A 20162-nucleotide genomic window follows, 5' to 3' on the forward strand; every position below is an offset into this window, starting at 1 on the left:
TACCAAAACTATTCTTACTCTATAAAGAACACTAAAAGCACACCTATACAAAACACCATACAAAAAACAATAACAAACTAACTACCAACACATTAAACACCTTAGAATCATATAACACTCAAAAAATATTTTTCATAAAAAAAAGGAGCACATGCTCCTTTTTAACTTAAATACTCTATTAAAGATATTTCTTTTGGCGCTGATATCTTTTTTCGAAGTCGATATCTACTTACAAAAACACTATCTAGTGAAATACCTAGCACTTTTGCTATTTGGTTATTATCTAAACCTAATTTTTCTAAGGATACAAGTCGTTCTTCTGAATTAGTTAATTTAATTCCTTTATCTTGTATTTTTCTAAAGAATAACGGATACGCTTTGTTGAATTTTTCCCTAAAATTATACCAGTCTTCTTTAGTTAATATTCTTTCTGCAACAGATACATGAAGTTTTTTATTTATGTTGCTTTCTTCTTTTTCCTGAATACTATTTTTTATTTGTTGTTCTTGCTCTTCTATTTTTTTAAGTAGTTCGTTGGTAAATGCTTTTAATTCACTTTCCTTTTTTTCAAAATTAGCTACTACCAGTTGGTTCTTCTCCTTATAGTATCTTTTCAACCATATACTAATTAAAATTCCTAATAGAACAGTGATAATAAATAATAGAAAATACAATTGCTTTTTAGCTTCTTCTTTATCTTTTATTAATTCCAAACTTCTTTTTTCTGCCACAAATTTTAAACTATCAATAGCTTTTTGCTTTTTAAACATAAAAACCGTTTCAAGTTTTGTTAATTTTTTTGCTTCTTCTACATCATTACGTTTTTCTAATAGTTTATGATATTTTACATATGTATTATAACTCTCTTTGTAATTTCCCAATGCTTTATAGCTTCTACTTAAAGCTAGATATCTAAATGGCAATACAGCATCACTTTTAAGTTCCATACATAAAGTTATCGCTTTATTTAAATACAAAACACCTTTTTGAGGATTACCAGTTTCAGTAAAATGTATACCTAGAGCGTACAAGCCTGACTCTAATCCTATTTTATTTTTGTTTTTTTTATGAAGTTCTATTGCTTTTTTTAAATATGGTAAATTACCCTTGTAGTCATTAAAACGTCTTAAAATAGCGGAATAATTAGAGTACATAGCTGCTTTTTGATAATCTGTTCCTATGGCGTTTACCAAATGAATAGACTTATTATAATACTTCATAGCAAGAATAGTATCTTTTTTCACGCCATATGCCGATCCTAATGAACTATATATCTCTAATAACTGATCCGTTTGATTATATTTCTTAGCAACCTGCTCGGCTATTTTAAGCTGCCTTATTCCATCATCCATAGAATTTATAACAGAAATCCAAGCTTTAGCTTTTTGATGATACGATATTGCTAACAAAGTATCTAAACCTTCTTCAAGTTTTATATTGATACTTTTTTGAGCTAAAATTGCGGCTTCATCAAAATTATGTTCTCTACGTTCATAATAACTAAGAAAATGATAGGCATCCGCCTTTCTTTTATTAAAATAATTATTCTTTTGTTCACGTAGACCTACAATACTATCTATATAGCTTACAACTCGATATAAATATTCCTTGGCTATATAAGGTTTACGATTCGAATATTCTTTAGCCAAAGCATATAGTTTCTCAATCTTCAAACTATCTTGAATATATATATAATCCATTTTTTGTTGTCCCTGCACCAAAGAAAACACCATAAGAGCAACTAGGGTATAAAACTTCATAAATCCATTTGATTATAAATAATTAGCATAATACCTATATGTATTTAAAACAATATTTTGCATAGTTTTTCAAATAAAAACCTATACAAAACTCTATACAAAACAGAAACAAAGGATACTTCAATTTAACTTTACATCTCTACGTAAAAATGGTACCGTACATATCCTTTTAAATTAAAATATAACCTATTACAATATGATGGTCTTAAAAATTTCTTTTGAGTAAATTCAAATAATCCTTGGTTCCTTTCTGTTTTGTTTCATTACTTGTACAGCTATAATGAAGGTATCCCTATTTTATATCATGTTTTTTTTTAGATTTGTGTACCAATAATTTTTGTCAATGCCCGACCAACAAAAATCTGTTTGTGAAGAAAAGAATTTCGATTCTTTATTTAATACCTACTACGAAACTGCCACAAAGTATATTTATTACAAATGTGGTAATTTACAGCAGGCAGAAGACATTGTACAAGATGCTTTTGTAAAGATTTGGAAAAAATGTGCAGAAGTAATTTATGAAACAGCAAGAGCTTTTTTATACACTATTTGCAATAATGCTTTACGCAATGAGTTTGCTCATAAAAAAGTAGTTTTACGTCATGAAGCAATACCCAAAAGCGATAAAGATCATGAAAGTCCCGATTTTATTTTAGAAACTGAAGAGTTTAGAAATAAACTGGAAAACGCTATTTCAAACTTATCAGATAAGGAAAGAGAAGTTTTTTTATTGAGTAGAATTGAAAAGAAAACCTATAAAGAAATTGCTGAGATTACGAACATTACAGTAAAAGCTGTTGAAAGAAGAATGAGCAATGCTTTTATTAGTTTAAGAAAAACTTTAGGAAAAGATTTAAAATTTTAATAGGGTAATTAAAGATATAACGGTACAATAGATAAGAGCACTAAATAAAAGACATGAAAAAATACGAAACAGATAAATCTTTTTTAGCACGTTGGGCTGCAAATGAGTTGAGTGAAGACGAACTTGCTGAATTCATGCAAACTGACGCATACAAAGATTTTAATCGTATTAATGAATTTGCTCAACAGTTTAAAGGGCCTAAAATTGACAAAGAAGCTGCTTTGTTAAGTACAAAAGCTAAAATGAAAAGAGGAAAAGTAAAAACACTCAATAAAAGCTTTTGGTTTTCTGTAGCAGCCTCTATTGCTATTCTTATTTCTGGTTACTTTTTAATAAATTCTACTAAAAACTATGTTACAGGTATTGGAGAGCAATTAGCCATTGTTTTACCCGATGGTAGTGAAGTACAATTAAATGCAAACTCAAGCTTAGAACACAAGCGCTTTTTTTGGACAAACAACCGCCAATTAGACATAGAAGGAGAAGCATACTTTGAAGTAGAAAAAGGGAGCGATTTTAAAGTAATTACTAATTATGGTAATGTAACTGTATTAGGAACCAAATTCAATGTAAAATCTAGAACTCATGTTTTTGAATTAAACTGTTATGAAGGTAAAGTTAGGTTTGATCAAAAAGACAGCGAAAACCAAAAGATTTTAACTGCAAACGATAAAATTATTATTGAAAAAGAAGTAATTTCTGAACTAAAAACTCAATTTAATAAACCAAATTGGATAGAAGGAATTAGTTTATTTAAAAACCGTCCTTTACAAGATGTTTTAAATGAATTGAGTAGTATGTATAAAATTTCTTTTAAAACTGATAAAATTGATACAACTCAACGTTTTTCAGGAAGTTTTACTCATAACAATTTAGAAAATGCGTTAAAAACTACTCTTACTCCAATGGGGATAGTTTACACATTATCAGAAGATAAAACAATTGTATCTTTACAATAATTAATTTTTTTCCCTTAAAATGATTAAAAAATCAATACTAACTATAGTATTTTTATTTCTCGTTAATTATACTTTTTCTCAAGAAAAGTTTGATGTTTCTTACAAACAAACTTCTCTTCAACAAGTTATTGCCGATTTAGAAGCTAAAACAACTTTCATTTTTTCATACTCTAAAGAAGTAATTCATAAAAAAGAAGTTACGTTTACTAAAGAAAAAGTAAGTATTAAAAATATTCTTCCTGAGTTAACACAACAAACAGGTTTACTTTTTGAAGTTCTTAGCAATAAGCAAATCATTATTAGTAAACCTAGAAGAATATGTGGTTATATTATTGATGCTAACACTAACGAAGCTTTAGCGTATACCAATGTAATTATAAATAGTAAACTATATACCACCACTAATGAAAGTGGTTTTTTTAGTTTTGAAAATCCTCCAAAAAATTCGGAAAAAATCTCGCTAACTTTATTAGGTTACCAAGACAAGGAAGTTACTTTAAGTACTAATGATGATTGTAAAACACTACACCTTCACCCACAATCTTCTCAACTTGATGAAGTTGTCGTTTTAGGATATATTACTTCTGGTATTGATAGAAACAAAGACGGTTCTATTTCTGTAGACTCAAAGAAGTTAGGAATTCTTCCAGGATTAGTAAGTCCAGATATTTCACAAAGTATTCAATTAATACCTGGTATCTCTACTTTAGATGAATCTGCTACAGGAATACAAATTAGAGGAGGTTCTCCTGATCAAAATCTAATTTTATATGATGATATAAAGTTATACAATACAGGATATTTCTATGGAATGTTTTCACTTTTTAATCCTTTTGCTACCGAAAAAGCAACCATCTTTAGATCGGGAACAAGTGCCAGTTATGGAGATAGAATATCTGGAATTATAGATATTTCAAGTGGTACTGATATTCCTAAAAAAACTGAAGGTGGTTTTGAAATTGACGGTTTATCTATTAATGGATATGTAAAAACTGCTCTTTCCGATAAATTAGCTGTATATGCTTTTGCTAGAAGATCTTATAACGACATTGTAAAAACTCCAACTTATAACAGTTATGAAGATAAAATCTTTACCAATTTTGGTGTTGTAAAAGATATAAATGGTACTCCTTTAGTTCTGGAAACTGATGATGACTATAGCCCTGAAACCAGTACTAATGATTTTTCTTTTGCCGACTTCAATTCTAAAATAATTTATAAGCCAAATGAAAAAAACACCATTTCTTTAAGTGGTTTATATACTAGAAATCGTTTAGATTTTAACTTTACTGGTGGTGATGAAAAGCTCATAGATTCGCTTAAAACTCAAAATAAAGGCTTAAGTTTTAATTGGACACATATTTCTAATGAAAAGCAAAAAGAAAAGCTAACTGCTTACTATTCTGAATACAATTCATTGTATCAAAATAACGAAATCAAAGATGAAACTGGTAACGGTATTTTAGACTTAGCTGAGATTAATATTCGTAAAAATGATATCATCGATTTTGGTTTAAACTTCACTTCTACAACTCAAATAAAAGATTTTCAACAATTAACTTTAGGTTATCAACTCTCTTATACTGATTTAAATGTATTGATAAGCAAGGAAAATCCTGTAAAAAATAAATTAGAACAATCAATACAAGATGATACCAACTTAAAAAATGCTTTATTTGGAGAGTACACTTTTAGTTTTAAAAATAAAGGATTTGTAAATGGTGGACTTAGATTTGTGCACTACAGTTCTTTAAATAAATTTTTGGTCGAACCACGGATCAATTTAGAATATCCTATAACTAGTAGTTTACGATTTAAAACCGCCCTAGAAAAAAGAAATCAGCCTATTTCTCAATTGGTTGAGTTTAACCATACTGAACTTCGTTTAGAAAATGAATTATGGCGATTATCTGACGGGGAACAGTTTCCTCTATTAAGTAGTAATCAAATATCGGGTGGATTATTATATCATCATAAGAATTTAAACATCGATATTGATACTTATTATAAAGAACTAGATGGTTTAACTACGTTTACTAGTGGATTTAGTAATCCGTTAGAAAACCTTGAAAAAGGTAAAAGTAATATTAAAGGTTTAGATGTTCTTTTAAAATATAAGTGGGATCATTATAAAATATGGGCTGGTTATACTTTTAATGATATTACTTTTAAGTTTCCTAACTTAAAAGATACTTCTGATAATTTCCCTGGAAATAACGACATAACACATCATTTTAGAATCTCTAATACCCTACAGCTTAAAAACTGGCAGTTTTCTCTTGGATGGCAGTTTAGATCAGGAAAACCTATTACACCTGTAAACAGCTATGTTATAAAAATAGATGCCGATGGTGAACCTGCTGGTGTTGTTAATTTTGGAGCTATAAACAGTGAGCGCTTGCCTGATTTTCATCGTTTAGATGCTTCAATTTTACATGATTTTAATATCAATACTAGAAATAAGAAATTAAAAGCGCAATTAGGTATTTCCTTCTTAAATATATACAACAGAATTAAGCCTTTAAACCTAATTTACAAAGCTGAACGTAAACCTTTAGACGATGGTGGTATTGCAGTTGAAGGAACTACAGGTAGTACTCCTGAGGAATTAGAGGTTATTTTAGAGCAAGTTATTCAACGATTCTCTTTAGGTTTTACTCCTAATGCCGTTTTTAGAATTTACTTTTAATTTTTATTACTATATACAAACACAAAAGCTTAGAATAGAATTCTAAGCTTTTTTTATTTTCTAAAAATTTTATTTCTTTAACAAGAACAGCAATTATCTGATGCTGTAGTTTCTTTAAAAGAAGCATCTACTCCATTGTCAATAGCACTTTTTAATTGTTGAAATGCCTTTTGAATTGTTGAAAATGGCGAAGCTATATTCATTCTCATAAATTGTGTATGTCCTTTTTCAAACCAATCACCTGGAGTTAAAGCTAATTTTGCTTGATTTACAACTAAGTGTTTCAATGCTTTATCTGATAACTTCAACTTACTAAAATCTAACCAAATTTGATAGGTTCCTTCTGGTTTGTATAGAGTAACTTCAGACAATTCTTTTTGAATATAACTTTCTACCCAATTTAATGTTTTCTCTAAATAAACTAATAAATCATTTAACCACTCCTCTCCTTCTTTATAAGCTGCAATAGTAGCGTGTGCTGAGAGTATATTTCCATGATCTAAATACAACGATGCTACACTTGCTTTTACCTGTTCTTTAAAATTCTCATTAGGAATATATAAATAACCATTAGAAATACTTTGCATTCCAAATGTTTTGGCTGGAGATCCTATAACTGCGATATGTTTTTCACTGTTTTCTATAGATGCAATACTATTAAACTGAGAGTTTGAATACACAATATCTGAATGAATTTCATCACTAATAATAGTTACATTATGTTCATTTGCAAGGTTTACCAGATTTTGTAATTCCTCCTTAGTCCATACTCTTCCCACTGGATTATGCGGATTACAAAGTATAAATGATTTTACATTTAACGTTTTAAACTTGCGTTCAAGGTCTTCAAAATCCATTTCATAATGCCCGTTTACTAGTTTTAATTTGTTCTGAATTACTTTTCTACCTGCCGATTCTATTAGCTTAAAAAATTGATGATATACTGGTGTTTGAACCATAATGCTATCGCCCTTTTCAGATAATTCTCTAATTAGAACTCCAATTCCCGTTAGTACTCCAGAAACTTGTACAAATGATTTTGGATGTAACTTCAGGTTATTGCGTTTAAGATTCCAATCTGAAATAGCTTTAAAAACTTCTCCTGTATTAAATTCGTATGCATATACGTTTCTATTCATTAATTTTTTCAAAGCCTCTTGTATGGGGTTTGCAACTTCAAAATCCATATCTGCTATCCATAAAGGCATAACATCTGTTGCACCAAACATTGCTTTTAAATAACTTGAATTACTCTTTGCAAAGTTATTTTCTACTGTTCGTGTTATATCAAATTGACTCATTATAATTTTCTCTAATTCATTATTAATTCCATTCAGCTTTAGCAGCTTCAAAATCCTTTTGAAACGTACTCGTATTCCACATCAATAACAACATTCTATGTGCTATTTGTCTTGCAGTTTCATCATCACTAGGAAAATGTACTCCCATAATTTCTCTAGACAAACCTACTTCATAAGCTAAAGATATAAATTTACTTCTTTTTTCTGGAATCAACTCACTCAAGGTATAAGCCTGAATATAAGCCCATAATGTATGACCACTAGCAAATGAAGGAGTTGGTATTTTTTGTAATGGTTTTATCTTTGAATCTAAATGATAAGGTCTTGCCCTAATTTTATTAAACTTTAAAACAAACTCTAATAACCTTGCATCGTTCATAATTCCTTTTAATAATTTTGTTGTATTTGGAAACTTTTTTGGATTGTAACTTTCGTCAAAAGTTTCTCTTACTAAAAAGAATAAATCTTTTAAATTACGCTCATATCTATCGTCAGTTTTAGTGTAATTTTTATGGGGCCAATACCCTACTCTTGCTAATTCCATAACTCGTTCCTCTTGTTTTTCTGTTCTCTTTTTTTGAAGAGAAAGTAAAAAATCAAGTTCAGCTCTGGTTTGTTCAGAACTATTTGCTGGAAAATTCACGGACTGCATTATAAAGTCTACCTGATTAGAACTCAAATAGTATGGTTTATTCGAGGCATAAACCAATATAAAATCTAAATAATTGTCGGTAGGATATTCAATAGTATCCATAAACGCATATTCAGCTCTTTTTTCATTACTAAGTTTTTTAAATTCTTTATAATGATTTTTCACTGGTTCTATTTCATGGATTGTAGAAAAGATGGAGTTTTGTCCATACATCCCTAGAGTAACTGTTAGTACTATTAATGTTATGTTTAATCTGTTCATTCTTTTATTTTCTTTACTTCTTTAAATCCAACCTAATAACAATCCGAAGCCTAACAGTATTAGGGAGATTCCTGATATTTGATTTATAATTTGTTTGTTTTGTAATAATTTATCTGAAGCTTTACTAAATCCGAAGCCCATTCCTATTAATAATGTTCCTAAGGGAATACTATAACCAATAGCAAACACAAAAAGAGTTAACCAACTTAGAAATAAGCTACCTTGTAAATATGATGTACCTAAAACTATTGGGAAAATTGGACTACAACCAACAGAACAGGCAGTTGCAAATCCTCCTAAAAGCAATCCAAATAAAAAGCTCTTATTAGTTAAATCTACGATTTTGGATGAAAAACTCCCTCCAATTTTTAAGTTAAATGGAAGCATATTTAAACTCATCAAACCTAAATATACTACCAAAACCCCTGCTATAATTGTCCAGTACTTTCCTACTATTTGCCCAATAGATACACTAATTATCCCTGTTAAAGCTCCTATTAATGATAAAGAGATAATATTTCCTAATAAAAATGACAGCCCCGTTTTTATATGTGATTTTTTGTTTTTTACACTTGCTTCTGAACCTGCATAGCTAGTTACAGCAGCTAAGACACCTAAATTACAAGCAGATCCTATTGCCGCTATAACTCCCAACATAAAAACTGCTATAAAAAATAGTGGAGAATTCAATTGATTTTCAATGATAGCATTCGTCCATTCCTGAATATTTTCCAACATACTTTCTAATTTTACTTATTGGAACTTTTACAAGAAGCTTTTTGCTTTGTAGTAAATGTTTCTTTCAACTTTGTATTACAAGAAGCTTTACTATTTACCGAGCACAATACTTTTGAATCTAGAACTAAATCATAAGCTCTAATTAATGTTGTTAGATGAATATTTTCGATAATTGACACACCTTTTCCTAAGACAACAATAGTGGGTATTTCTTTAATATTCAACTTAGAAACAACCTCTTTGAAATTGTTCTCTGCTTTCTCTAATTCTAAATAATCTGCAGACCCTTCTGAACTATTTAATTCTGAAACTACATTTCGAGTTATATTACTTATAACTTTATTTTTATTACTATCATTTCCTTTTAGAAATACGTAAACAACTTCTTTATCTGTTGTTATCCATTTAAAATCATCTTTTGAGACTACTTCTTTAGTTATTGAACTACAACCAGACTCAGCGCTTGTAGCTTCTTTAAAAGCTGATGTAATTGCTAAAATGAATGCTAAAGTAAAAATTCCCAGTCCTAGTTTAATTTTCATTCCTTTATTCTCTCCTTTCTTATTTGGAGAACAACAATTTGAAGGACAATTATCTAAATCTTCTGTGTTTTGCATTGTAATACTTTTATAGTTAATTTCTCTATAGACGCATCACTAAAAAAAAGACGCAAAAAAAAATAAGCCTCTTTTTTATTGAGACTTATTTTATGTGTGGATTAACTTATTTTTCAGCATAAACACCAAGGCTAATAACAGCATTATTGCTAGCCTTAAATGTTTCCAACTCTTGAGAATTCACATAGTTTAATAAAACATCATCAGGCATTTCTACTACTTTTTCTTTAGTAATTCTAATATTCTTAAATCCTGCATCTTTTATTGCTTGTATGTAGTCTTCTTGTTGTAAAGCTCCAGAAATGCATCCTGCATACATTTCAGCTGCATTCATAATACCTCTTGGCAAATCACCCTGAAGAACAATATCAGACATACTAAAGTGACCGCCCGATTTTAAAACACGGTATACTTCTTCGTACGCTTTCTTTTTATCTGGAACTAAGTTTAATACACAGTTACTTACCGCAACGTCAATACTATTTTCTTTTAACGGTAAAGCCTCTATTTCTCCTAAAATAAAATCTACATTATCATAACCTAGTTTTTGCTTATTATCATTTGCTTTTTCAATCATTGCTTCGGTCATATCTACTCCAATTACATGACCTGTTTCTCCAACAATACTTCGAGCTACAAAAACATCATTTCCTGCTCCTGAACCTAAATCAAGAACTGTATTTCCTTTTTTTATATTGGCATGCTCTGTAGGAATTCCACATCCTAAAGCGTAATCGGCCTCTGCTTCATAACCGTCAACTTTCGAATAACTTTCACTTAATGTCCAATCCTGAGCTGGCGAACCGCAAGAGGTAGGTCCACAACCACATCCTGCTCCTGAATTTGCTACTCTTGTATATGCTTCTTTTACTTGTTCTTTTATTTCTTGTGACATAATCTGTTTATTTAAAGTGTTTATTTTCACTCTATAGACGTCACTCTTTAAAAAAGATGCAAAGATTTTTATTTACACGAAGTATTACATTTTTTCTCTTTATAATCTATAACATCTCCGTATACATCGGTAGATATTGTACAACATTCTTCATAAGCAGATTTTAACATTTCTCTTCCTCGTTGTACTCTCGATTTTGCTCCTGAATAAGAGATATTTAAACGCTGAGCTATTTCTTTTTGAGAAATATTTTCTAAATCTGCCAATACAATAGCTTCTTTATATTTATCAGGAAGAGAATTTATAAATGGACTTATACAACTTGTAAGTTCTGAGGTAAGAGTTTCTTCTGAAAAGTCTTCAGAATCAATATTCTCTGAAGTCTCATTATATCTAAACTTTCTAAAATGAGAAACAATTTCATTTCTTGTAATTTGATATATCCAAGAAACTAATTTCTTTTTATTTTTTAAGGTTTCGTATTTAGTAAATACTTTTAAAAACACATCTTGAACGATATCTTTAGTCAACTCAGAATCATGGACTTTAGAATTCACAAAATTGGTTAATCTTGTATTCATATCGTTCCAAACATGTACTATTTCATTGCTCATAATAACAAAAATAAATCTTTGATTTATTTGTAGACGTATAAGATTAAAAAAGACGCAAACTTTTTTAATAAATTAAATCACACGCTCATCTGCTTTATAGGCTCCACGACGATGTAATATCCATTGAGCTTCATCTAAAGGATTTACTCCTTTATATTCTCTAATCACTCCTTCTCCTTCTGGACAAGTATCGTAGCCATAAAATTGTAATCGTAACCTTAATTTACCCCCTGTTATAGCATTTAGTTTAATACTTAAATCTAAAGAAGCTGCTACTGGAATGGTTCCTTTTAAACTAAAAATATCGTCTTTAAACTCTGGAGAATCAAAAATAGCTCTTCGAGTACTTAATTCAGAAACTATTTTTCCTAATAAAGCTTCTTTTGCTTTGATTTCAAAACTTAAGATGGGTTCTAATAAATGAGTTCCTCCCGTCTGTAATCCTTTCATAATTCCCATAGGAGTTGCTAAATTAAAATCACCCGGTCTTGAATGTACATTATGATCCTCTCCTTTTATCAAGGTAATTTTTACATCGGTTACCTCCCACCCCAATATTCCTTGTGCTAACGCTTTGGGTATTGTACGTTCTACTTCATTTTGATACTTAATATGTACATCGTTTTGTGATACAATAGAACTATAACTCACCCCTGAATTTAAAGGTGCTGGCTCAATTAAAAAAGTCATGATTGCCCAACAAGGTTTTGGCATCCAATACCTAATATAACCTTCTGCTTTTGTACTAATTGTTTCTTTATATACTACTTGTGGCTCTGTAAAACTTGCTTTGATTAAAAACCTGTCTTTTAAAACATGCTCTAAAATTTCAATCTGCATTTGTCCCATTAACAACAACTGTAATTCTTTTTCTGCTTTAAACCATTTAAAATTTAAAGAAGGATCTTCTCTATCTATTTGTTGAAGTGCTTCAGCCAAACTATTATAATCGGCTTTATTTTCTGGAACTACTTGAACACTTAGTACAGGAATATGTAATTGTGGAAGCTTAGGAATACCTTCTGGACTACCTAAAATATCTCCCGACTTAGTTCCTAAAACTCCAGTAATTACTCCTATATCTCCCGATTTTAAAACTACATTATCAATATACTTGGTGTGATGTAGTTGTTTGGTTTGATTGATTTTGGTTTCTAATTGCTGTGTATGGTTGTAAATTGTTGTTTTTGAAGATAATTCTCCCGAAAAAACTTTTACATGTGCCATGGTACCATACACCTTATGATGTTCTAACTTAAAAACAAAGGCTGACAACTCTTCTTTTGCTACTACTTTTGAAGTAGGACAATAAGTTATAATTCCATCTAATAAATCAGTTACTCCTATGTTATTTTTGGCTATTCCTGTAAATACTGGAACTATTTTATGTTTTTTTGTTAGTTTAGAAATACTATTTAAATATTCTTCATCTGTTATAGCTTCTGAATTTAAAAAGCGTTCTAACAAATCCTCTTCTCCTTCTAAAATATGTTCTATCGATTTTTCTTTAACTGTTGTGTGAGCATCTGTATTAAAAACAGGAACGGTTGTAGCATTGGTTAGCCCATCGTTTTCTGAAGCATACAATACAACTGGTCTAATTTTTAAATCCTGCTCTAATTGCGCTAGGGTAGCTTCGGTATCTGCTCCTTGACGATCAATTTTATTAATAAAAATAATAGTCGGTATTTTCAATTCTTGCAAAGAATCCCAAATGTTTAGTGTATGCGCTTGTACTCCTTCCACTGCCGATACTACTAGTACTGCGGCATCTACTACACATAATGCTCGTTCTACTTCACTAGAAAAATCTACGTGGCCTGGTGTATCTATCAAATTAATTTTTGTTCCTTTCCACTCAAAAGAAGTCGTTGCTGCTTTTATAGAAATACCACGTTCTTTTTCAAGCTCTAAACTATCAGTACTTGTCGAACCTTTATCTACACTCCCTAAAGTTCTAATGGCTCCTGAATTATATAAAAAATGTTCAGTAAGCGTTGTTTTTCCTGCATCTACATGAGCCAATATCCCTATATTGATTGTTGGTTTTGTCATTATTTGGAGTGTTTTATCAACCTTTTTAATTAAGTAGATTCACTTGAAGTAATTACTACTATCTACAGTACAAACTTACTATATTTAATACTTCTTTGTAATATTGAGTATCTTTTATTTTCTACTTATTTATTAGTCAATAGCTTCATTCATGTACTATGAATAATTCACAAAAAAATGCATAAAGAATTTACATCTTTATGCATTATAATTTCTTAGATAAGATATTAGTTTAGCTTTTTTATGCTTATTGTTTTTTTAGTAAAGAAGAAGATTCTGTTTTCAATTTGGTCTATGATAAAATCATCTTGATCTTCGTTTAACTTAGTTACTAGTTTTTCATCCCCACTATCAACAAACAATCGTATTATTTTTTTGGTATCATCCTTGTCATTAGCTACAGTTACCAATAAGCTATTGTTATTCTCTTGTCCTTTTTTATAACGACTAAATATTTGCATTAAACTCGAATTGAAATCCATAGCGTTCAATTTCGTTAGTTTTGCTAAGGATCCTTCGTAAGATTGATACGTTCCATATATATCAGAAGCCATCGTACTCAAAAAACCTAGATCTTTAGTAACTAGTACATTTTTAAATGTTTGATTTAATTGACTTCCAACAAAACCAATAGCTGCTGTATACACTCCTAGACCATCTTCTACTAGACCAAAAGCTTTTTCGAAAAATGATCTATGCTGATTTGATGGGTATTCTCTTTCGTAAATTAAGCTTCCTTTAAAATCAAACAAGTAAAACTTATTATCGCAATGCATAAAATATCCTTTTTCACGAATGTCTAAATCTGGAATTTGTTCTTTAAAATTAAACTTGAAAGACGGTTTTGGTAAAGAATCATTTATGTTGAACACATACAATTCGTTTTCGTTATACACAGGAAACTGTTGCTTTTTTTGATCGTACCAAATTCTAAAGAAATGCTTTTTTAATCTTAAGTTTCTTACAATAAATCCTTCATCGTTCAAGGCGATTTCTTTATCCAAAGCTTTCCCAGTAGATAAATCAATAATATTTGCTTTAGAAGGTGTTATGTATAATACTTTGTCTCCTTCATTAAATAAATGTATTGGATTTTCATTAGGCATTAGTGAAATTTTCACAGACTTTTTCCACTGCTTTTTTCCTTTTGTATTAATAAAATTCAATTCCTTTTCTTGAACAACTAAATACCCTTTTTCTATTGGAACTATCTTTCTTATTAAGGGTAATAGCTCAGGTTTTTCCCATTGCTTTTGGCCTAAACTATCTATTACATTAAATCCTTTAGATGTAATAACCACCATTTTTTCATTATCGACAATTGTATTTTTTATGTTACCTACAACTTTTATAGGGGCTTCCCATACAGGTTCCATAGAATTGGTATGTTTAGCAAAAATTGCAGTTTCTTCGTTTAGCTTTTTTAAAGCTATCTTATCTGTAAATACAAAGACTACATCTTTTTCTCTATTCATCTCTATAGTATTCACATCCTTTTGGTGAAATACTATTTCTCCTGTAAGCTTATTTATTTTTAGGAGCTGTTTATTATGTAACCAAAAAATATCGCCATGCTTATCTAACATTATTTTTTCAGTATCAAGAAAAGCTTCTTTGACAGCCTTGAAAAAACCACTTTTAGTTAAATCATTTTCCCAAATAAGTTTTCCATTATCGTAATTATAAAGAGCTAAGACTACTTTTTTCTTTTTTAATCCATTGACTAAAATAGCATCCTGCTCTGGTATTAATAATGTTTTATTTACTGCTTTAAATCCGTGTTTTTCCGAGTTAAAAAGTATTTTACCATTGATACTATTTAAGATAATTCTAGAAACACCTTTTGTTCCAAATGCATTGGATAATAGTTTAGAACTTATTAAAGGATCTTTTTCAAAAATAACGATAGGCGTAAAAGGAATTTCTTTGTAGGAATCCATATCTACCTTCTTCAACTCCTTATTTTCCCATGCTACGGTTTTATTTTCTGGATTAACTGCTAAAACTTTTTTCTTTGTTTTTACTATCAGCATCCCAGTATTAGAGTTAACTACTTTTCCTTTTATTTTAGCTTTCGTAGTTATTACCTCCTGTGCTATAGAAGATTGGATACTAAAAATAAATAAGAGAATAATTACTTTTTTCATATTATATAAACTGAATATTTTGTGCTGTTAAACTGCCAACTACTACTAACTGCACCTTAAAAATACATATAATTAGCAGTTAACAACACTTTTATAATTAATGAAACTAAAAAAATTAATTGTTGCTATAGAACTTTATAAAACCCTATACTTATATTTCTTTTAAAGCTTTTAAAGTTCTATTGTCTTATTTAAGAACTGTAGTTTCTCTACACTTCTTAAGGTATTTTTACCATCTCTTGATGATATTTTATCAATTACTGTAATTTCTCCATCTTCATCAATTACCTCATAATCTTCATAATTACCTGAAAATAGAACTGTATTAATACCTTTATTACCTATGATATCATTATCTAATTCATTTACCACAACATTAATGTTATTATCACCTAATAGCGTAATATCTTTCAAATACTGTGAATGGTGTGTATAAGGTATTTCTTCATTAAATTTTAGAGAAAAGTCTCCTTTAAACCCCTTGTCTATTCTTGCATTATAGGTTAAATATGGATGGAAGAAGCTATTTTTCATCAATTCATAGGCTACAGGGTCTTTCTCTTTTAAATCCTTTCTTACTTTTGGAGCATAGAATCCCCACATTCCTCCTTCTCTTTTCTTAAACGCTCCCCATAAACCATAATAAGTATCAATTACTGATGCTAAATACTCTTGCGACAAACTATTCTCTGCACTAATTTCTTCTAACCATCCTTTCATTCTTTCGTCATTTGCCCATAGTTTTTTCTCTAATCCATTTACTTGAGCAGCTCTAATTTCCTTTTGAAATTCTGGTGCAGCACCTGGCAATGTATTATTCTTTCCGTCTACTCCAATTCCATTATCATGTACAAAGTGTAATATCTCTTCGTAAGCAGCATCTCTGTGCTTATAATTCTGATTTATATACCATGGATGTCCTTCTACTTGAATTTCGTTTTTATACAATGGTTGCGCATTTACTTTTACATCATTTGTTCCATCATCTTGTCCATTCATTAAAGCTAATACGGCATTATTTTCAGTCATCTTATTAGCAATTTCACCTTTATTTTCTCCAAATTTAGAACCCGGATAATCTTTTAAATAATGTTCTAAAATACTTCTACATCTCACCGCTTGCTCATCGGTTACATCATCTTGAATTACAATATGAATTGGTTTTCCGTTAGGTGCCATTACTTTGGTATATCTGTCAAAGTGTTTTTGATAAGCTTTCCCTAAACTACTAGGAACTGCTTCTATACCTAACTCAGTATTAAAAACTCTTTTTATCGGTTCGTTTTTCGATACTTCTTTTTCCTTATTAATCGCACAACTTTGTATCAATATTACTGCGAACAATAATAACTGACTTATTTTTATTGAATTTTTCATTACTATTTTATTGTATTACATAATTTACTTTTACTACCTCTCCTAATCTAAAATATCCTAGTACTTCCTCATTTGGATCGGTTACACTTTTACAATTTCCTTTTAACTGTGCTGGTGTAGATGTAAATGGTCCTCCAGAACTAGACTGCTGTACTAAGAGATTTATATAATTATAGTACTGCTTAGATATTCCGTATAAACTTATATTCAAGGTACTTCCAACCTCAAAATCTTTATTCTCATATTCCATAAAGTTTTGATTTCCATTTGTAAAGCTATCGCTAATAGGATCCAGTACTGGTACAGGCTCATTAGCAGTTAAAAATTCTCCCAAATAATGATTCTCTTCATTTTCAGGATCATCAAAATAGATAGTTACTTCTTTATCTGTGGTACTATCTCCCTTGTCTGTTGTCTGTTCTACTTTTTTAATATCAACAACTGACATTAACTTTTCTGTAGCTTCATAATTCTTAGAATTATAGATGATTTCTAATTTATAAGTATCATTAACTACTGGTACAAAAGAATTGGTAGTGTACCTTCCATTTCCTTGATCGCTAAATACAAACTCAGCATTACTGTTGGTATTAATTACTTTTACCTGAGCTCCTGTTGCTGGTACATCCTTATTTGTATCAAAAAAGGCTGTTGATGTTCTTAATATTATGGTTTGACTTCCTCCTGTAGTTCCTTTAGTCCAATTTATAGAAGCTTCTACCACTAATCTTGGTCCTGCATTGGGTACTGTAACGTTTATAACTTCAGTACAGGATACATGAAAGCATATTAGAACTAGAAACATGCTTATTTGCTTATATATTTTTTTCATTTTCTTAAAATTTAAAGTTATAACTCACCGCTGGCATGATTCCGAAAATAGAAGTTCGAGTTGCCTCATTTGCTCCTGTATCTAAGTTTTGACCAAAAGCTATTGATGCTGCATTTTTACGATTGTACACATTGTAAATTCCGAATACCCATTCTCCTTTCCATCGTCTATTTTTATTTTTTCTAGGCGTTAATGTTGCTGAAATATCTAATCTATGGTAAGCGGGTAATCTGCTCGCATTTCTAGTTGAATAGGTTGCTGTTGAAATTCCATTATAAATGAATTGTCCGTTAGGATAGGTTACAGGACGCCCTGTTTGGAAAGCAAAATTAGCCCCGAAGCTCCATTTATCATTAAGCTTATAGTTTCCTGTTATTGATACATCATGCGTTCTATCGTAAGCAGTGTTATACCAATTTCCATTATTAATTCCTAAGCCTCCAGCTTTTCCTCCTGCTGTTTTTTGTTCTGCTTTTGACAGTGTATAGGCTACCCAACCTGTAAAGTTTCCTTTGTTTTTTCTGAACAATAATTCCAAACCATACGATCTAGATTTACCTGTTAATATTTCTGTTTCTATATTGTTTTGAGCAATTAAATCTGCTCCATTGATATAGTCTACTCTGTTTTTTACTGTTTTATAATAAGCCTCAGCTTCTAGTGAATATTCATTGTCATTTATATTTCTAAAGTACCCTACTGCGTATTGATCGGCCAATTGTGGTTTTAGGAACTTTCCACTTGGTGCCCAAACATCTAACGGAGTAGCTGATGTTGTGTTAGATATTAAATGTAAATACTGTGCTGTTTTATTATAACTCGCTTTTACCGACGATTTTTCATTTAATTTATACGACAATGCTAACCTAGGTTCAAAGTTTCCAAACGATTCAATTACTTGACCTTTTTTATAAGCAGTTTCTCCTATACTATTGGCTCTTTCATAAATTCCTAAGGCTTGATTATAAACTACTGGTGTATTGTTTGCATATTCACGTAAAGTTTGATCTCCTAATCTCATAAAATTACTGTATCGTATTCCATATTGAGCAGTTAACTTATCCGAAATCTTATGTTCTAAGCTCGCGTAAGCACCCGTTTCTAAAGCAAACTTATTGTCTAATTTTCGTGGGTTTACTCCTGATGACGGTGTTAATGGATTCAATCGTCCTGGGTTGAAATCATAGTAAATACCACTGACACCAAACTTGAATTTATAGTTATTGTTCAAATAATATCCTACATCATACTTTAAATTGTAATTTTTAATGTCCGATTTCCAATCTATTCCCGATGCGTTTATTTGTAAGTTGTAGTTGTACTTACTATAGATTAATGATAGGTTAGAAAATAGCTTATCGTTAAATAAATGATTCCAACGTAAGTTTCCAGTTAAATTTCCATAAGAGTTTTTAAAAGAGCTTCCGAAACCAATATCATCATTTCCAAAATACCCTGATAAATACAGCTTGTTATTATCGTTAATCTTATAATTTGTTTTAAAATTAATATCGTAAAACTTAGTAGTATTGTTTTTAAACTCTTCAGAAAGCTTTAAAAACAAGTGGGCATATGATCCTCTACCCGATATTAAGAACGATCCTCTATCTTTAAAAGTAGGTCCTTCAACAGTTAATCTACTCGATATAAAACCGATTCCCCCAGATAGTTTTATATTCTTACTATTCCCATCTTTCTGATGTATGTCTAACACAGAAGATACTCTTCCTCCAAATCGAGCAGGAATTCCTCCTTTGTATAACTTGATATCTTTTACAGCATCGGCATTAAAAACTGAAAAGAACCCAAATAAATGCGATGAGTTATAAATGATTGCTTCATCTAACAATACCAAATTTTGATCTTCAGCTCCTCCTCTTACATTAAAACCAGAAGCTCCTTCTCCCGAATTGGTTACTCCTGGTAATAACTGTATGGATTTAATTACGTCTACTTCTCCTAATACAGCTGGTATTTTTTTAATGGCTTTTGCCGATAGTTTCGCCACGCTCATTTGTGGTGTTCTTAAATTAACGCGTTTTGTTTCTCCTGAGTTGATAACAACTTCATCTAATTGTCCTGCATCTTCTTCTAGTTCTGTATTGAATTTAATATTCTGATTCAATACTATTTTTTTAGAGACTGTTTTATATCCTAAATAAGATACTTCTAATACATAGGTTCCTTTGGGAGCTGTTATCGAGTAAAACCCATACTCATTGGTTATGGTTCCTATACTAGTTCCTTGTAATAATACGGTTGCCCCTAATAGTGTTTCTCCATTTGCATGATCTTTAAGAGTACCGCTTACGGTAAACTTTTCTTGAGCATATCCCACCGACAAATAAAGAAGGATTATTAAGTTTAAAAAAGTGTGTTTCATGTACGTTCATTTTATTT

General features: G+C 30.3%; 15 protein-coding genes. 3 read left to right on the plus strand and 12 right to left on the minus strand.

What is annotated here, in order from left to right; all coding sequences use genetic code 11:
* Window positions 1-161: 161 nt before the first annotated feature.
* Window positions 162-1700 (minus strand): hypothetical protein, encoded by a 1539-nt coding sequence (locus Q0958_RS17105; protein WP_299125321.1) that lies wholly within the window; start codon window positions 1698-1700, stop codon window positions 162-164.
* A gap of 403 nt (window positions 1701-2103) precedes the next feature.
* Here Q0958_RS17105 and Q0958_RS17110 point away from each other — a divergent pair, with 403 nt between their 5' ends.
* The 3 genes from Q0958_RS17110 to Q0958_RS17120 are packed head-to-tail and all read left to right on the plus strand — an operon-like array spanning window position 2104 to window position 6273.
* Complete coding sequence (locus Q0958_RS17110) at window positions 2104-2625, plus strand: sigma-70 family RNA polymerase sigma factor (RefSeq protein WP_299125323.1); 522 nt, start codon at window positions 2104-2106, stop codon at window positions 2623-2625.
* A gap of 53 nt (window positions 2626-2678) precedes the next feature.
* Window positions 2679-3584, plus strand: coding sequence for a FecR family protein (locus tag Q0958_RS17115; RefSeq protein WP_299125325.1), 906 nt, complete (start codon window positions 2679-2681; stop codon window positions 3582-3584).
* Between the two features lie 19 nt (window positions 3585-3603).
* Window positions 3604-6273 carry a carboxypeptidase-like regulatory domain-containing protein gene (locus tag Q0958_RS17120; RefSeq protein ID WP_299125327.1) on the plus strand — a complete coding sequence of 890 codons (2670 nt, stop codon included), beginning with the start codon at window positions 3604-3606 and terminating at the stop codon, window positions 6271-6273.
* Window positions 6274-6350: 77 nt separating this feature from the next.
* On the opposite strand, the gene Q0958_RS17125 is transcribed toward Q0958_RS17120, so the two are convergent.
* From Q0958_RS17125 to Q0958_RS17175, 11 genes are all read right to left on the minus strand, one after another.
* Window positions 6351-7625, minus strand: a complete 1275-nt coding sequence (locus Q0958_RS17125; RefSeq protein WP_299125329.1) for a PatB family C-S lyase — start codon at window positions 7623-7625, stop codon at window positions 6351-6353.
* Window positions 7597-8487, minus strand: a complete 891-nt coding sequence (locus Q0958_RS17130) for a phosphatase PAP2 family protein (protein WP_299125331.1) — start codon at window positions 8485-8487, stop codon at window positions 7597-7599. Before Q0958_RS17130 ends, Q0958_RS17125 begins: the two co-directional genes overlap by 29 nt.
* 21 nt (window positions 8488-8508) lie before the next feature.
* Window positions 8509-9225: a cytochrome c biogenesis protein CcdA gene (locus Q0958_RS17135; RefSeq protein WP_299125334.1), complete on the minus strand. Its 717-nt coding sequence runs from the start codon at window positions 9223-9225 to the stop codon at window positions 8509-8511.
* Window positions 9226-9236: 11 nt separating this feature from the next.
* Complete coding sequence (locus Q0958_RS17140) at window positions 9237-9842, minus strand: hypothetical protein (RefSeq protein ID WP_299125337.1); 606 nt, start codon at window positions 9840-9842, stop codon at window positions 9237-9239.
* Between the two features lie 106 nt (window positions 9843-9948).
* Window positions 9949-10737 (minus strand): arsenite methyltransferase, encoded by a 789-nt coding sequence (gene arsM, locus Q0958_RS17145; RefSeq protein ID WP_299125339.1) that lies wholly within the window; start codon window positions 10735-10737, stop codon window positions 9949-9951.
* Between the two features lie 68 nt (window positions 10738-10805).
* Window positions 10806-11351 (minus strand): RNA polymerase sigma factor SigZ, encoded by a 546-nt coding sequence (sigZ, locus tag Q0958_RS17150; protein WP_235274865.1) that lies wholly within the window; start codon window positions 11349-11351, stop codon window positions 10806-10808.
* Window positions 11352-11423: 72 nt separating this feature from the next.
* Window positions 11424-13406 (minus strand): TetM/TetW/TetO/TetS family tetracycline resistance ribosomal protection protein, encoded by a 1983-nt coding sequence (locus Q0958_RS17155; protein ID WP_299125343.1) that lies wholly within the window; start codon window positions 13404-13406, stop codon window positions 11424-11426.
* A gap of 227 nt (window positions 13407-13633) precedes the next feature.
* The gene (locus Q0958_RS17160; RefSeq protein ID WP_299125345.1) at window positions 13634-15553 is read right to left on the minus strand and encodes a hypothetical protein; all 1920 of its coding nucleotides are present in this window, start codon (window positions 15551-15553) and stop codon (window positions 13634-13636) included.
* 171 nt (window positions 15554-15724) lie between these two features.
* Window positions 15725-16930 (minus strand): hypothetical protein, encoded by a 1206-nt coding sequence (locus Q0958_RS17165; protein ID WP_299125347.1) that lies wholly within the window; start codon window positions 16928-16930, stop codon window positions 15725-15727.
* Between the two features lie 7 nt (window positions 16931-16937).
* Window positions 16938-17762 carry a DUF4249 domain-containing protein gene (locus Q0958_RS17170; RefSeq protein WP_299125349.1) on the minus strand — a complete coding sequence of 275 codons (825 nt, stop codon included), beginning with the start codon at window positions 17760-17762 and terminating at the stop codon, window positions 16938-16940.
* A 4-nt stretch (window positions 17763-17766) separates the two neighbouring features.
* Entirely contained in the window at window positions 17767-20145 is a 2379-nt protein-coding gene (locus Q0958_RS17175; RefSeq protein ID WP_299125351.1) for a TonB-dependent receptor, read from the minus strand.
* Window positions 20146-20162 lie beyond the last annotated feature (17 nt).

The sequence above is a fragment of the uncultured Tenacibaculum sp. genome (genome assembly GCF_947499065.1).
Classification (GTDB): Bacteria; Bacteroidota; Bacteroidia; order Flavobacteriales; family Flavobacteriaceae; genus Polaribacter.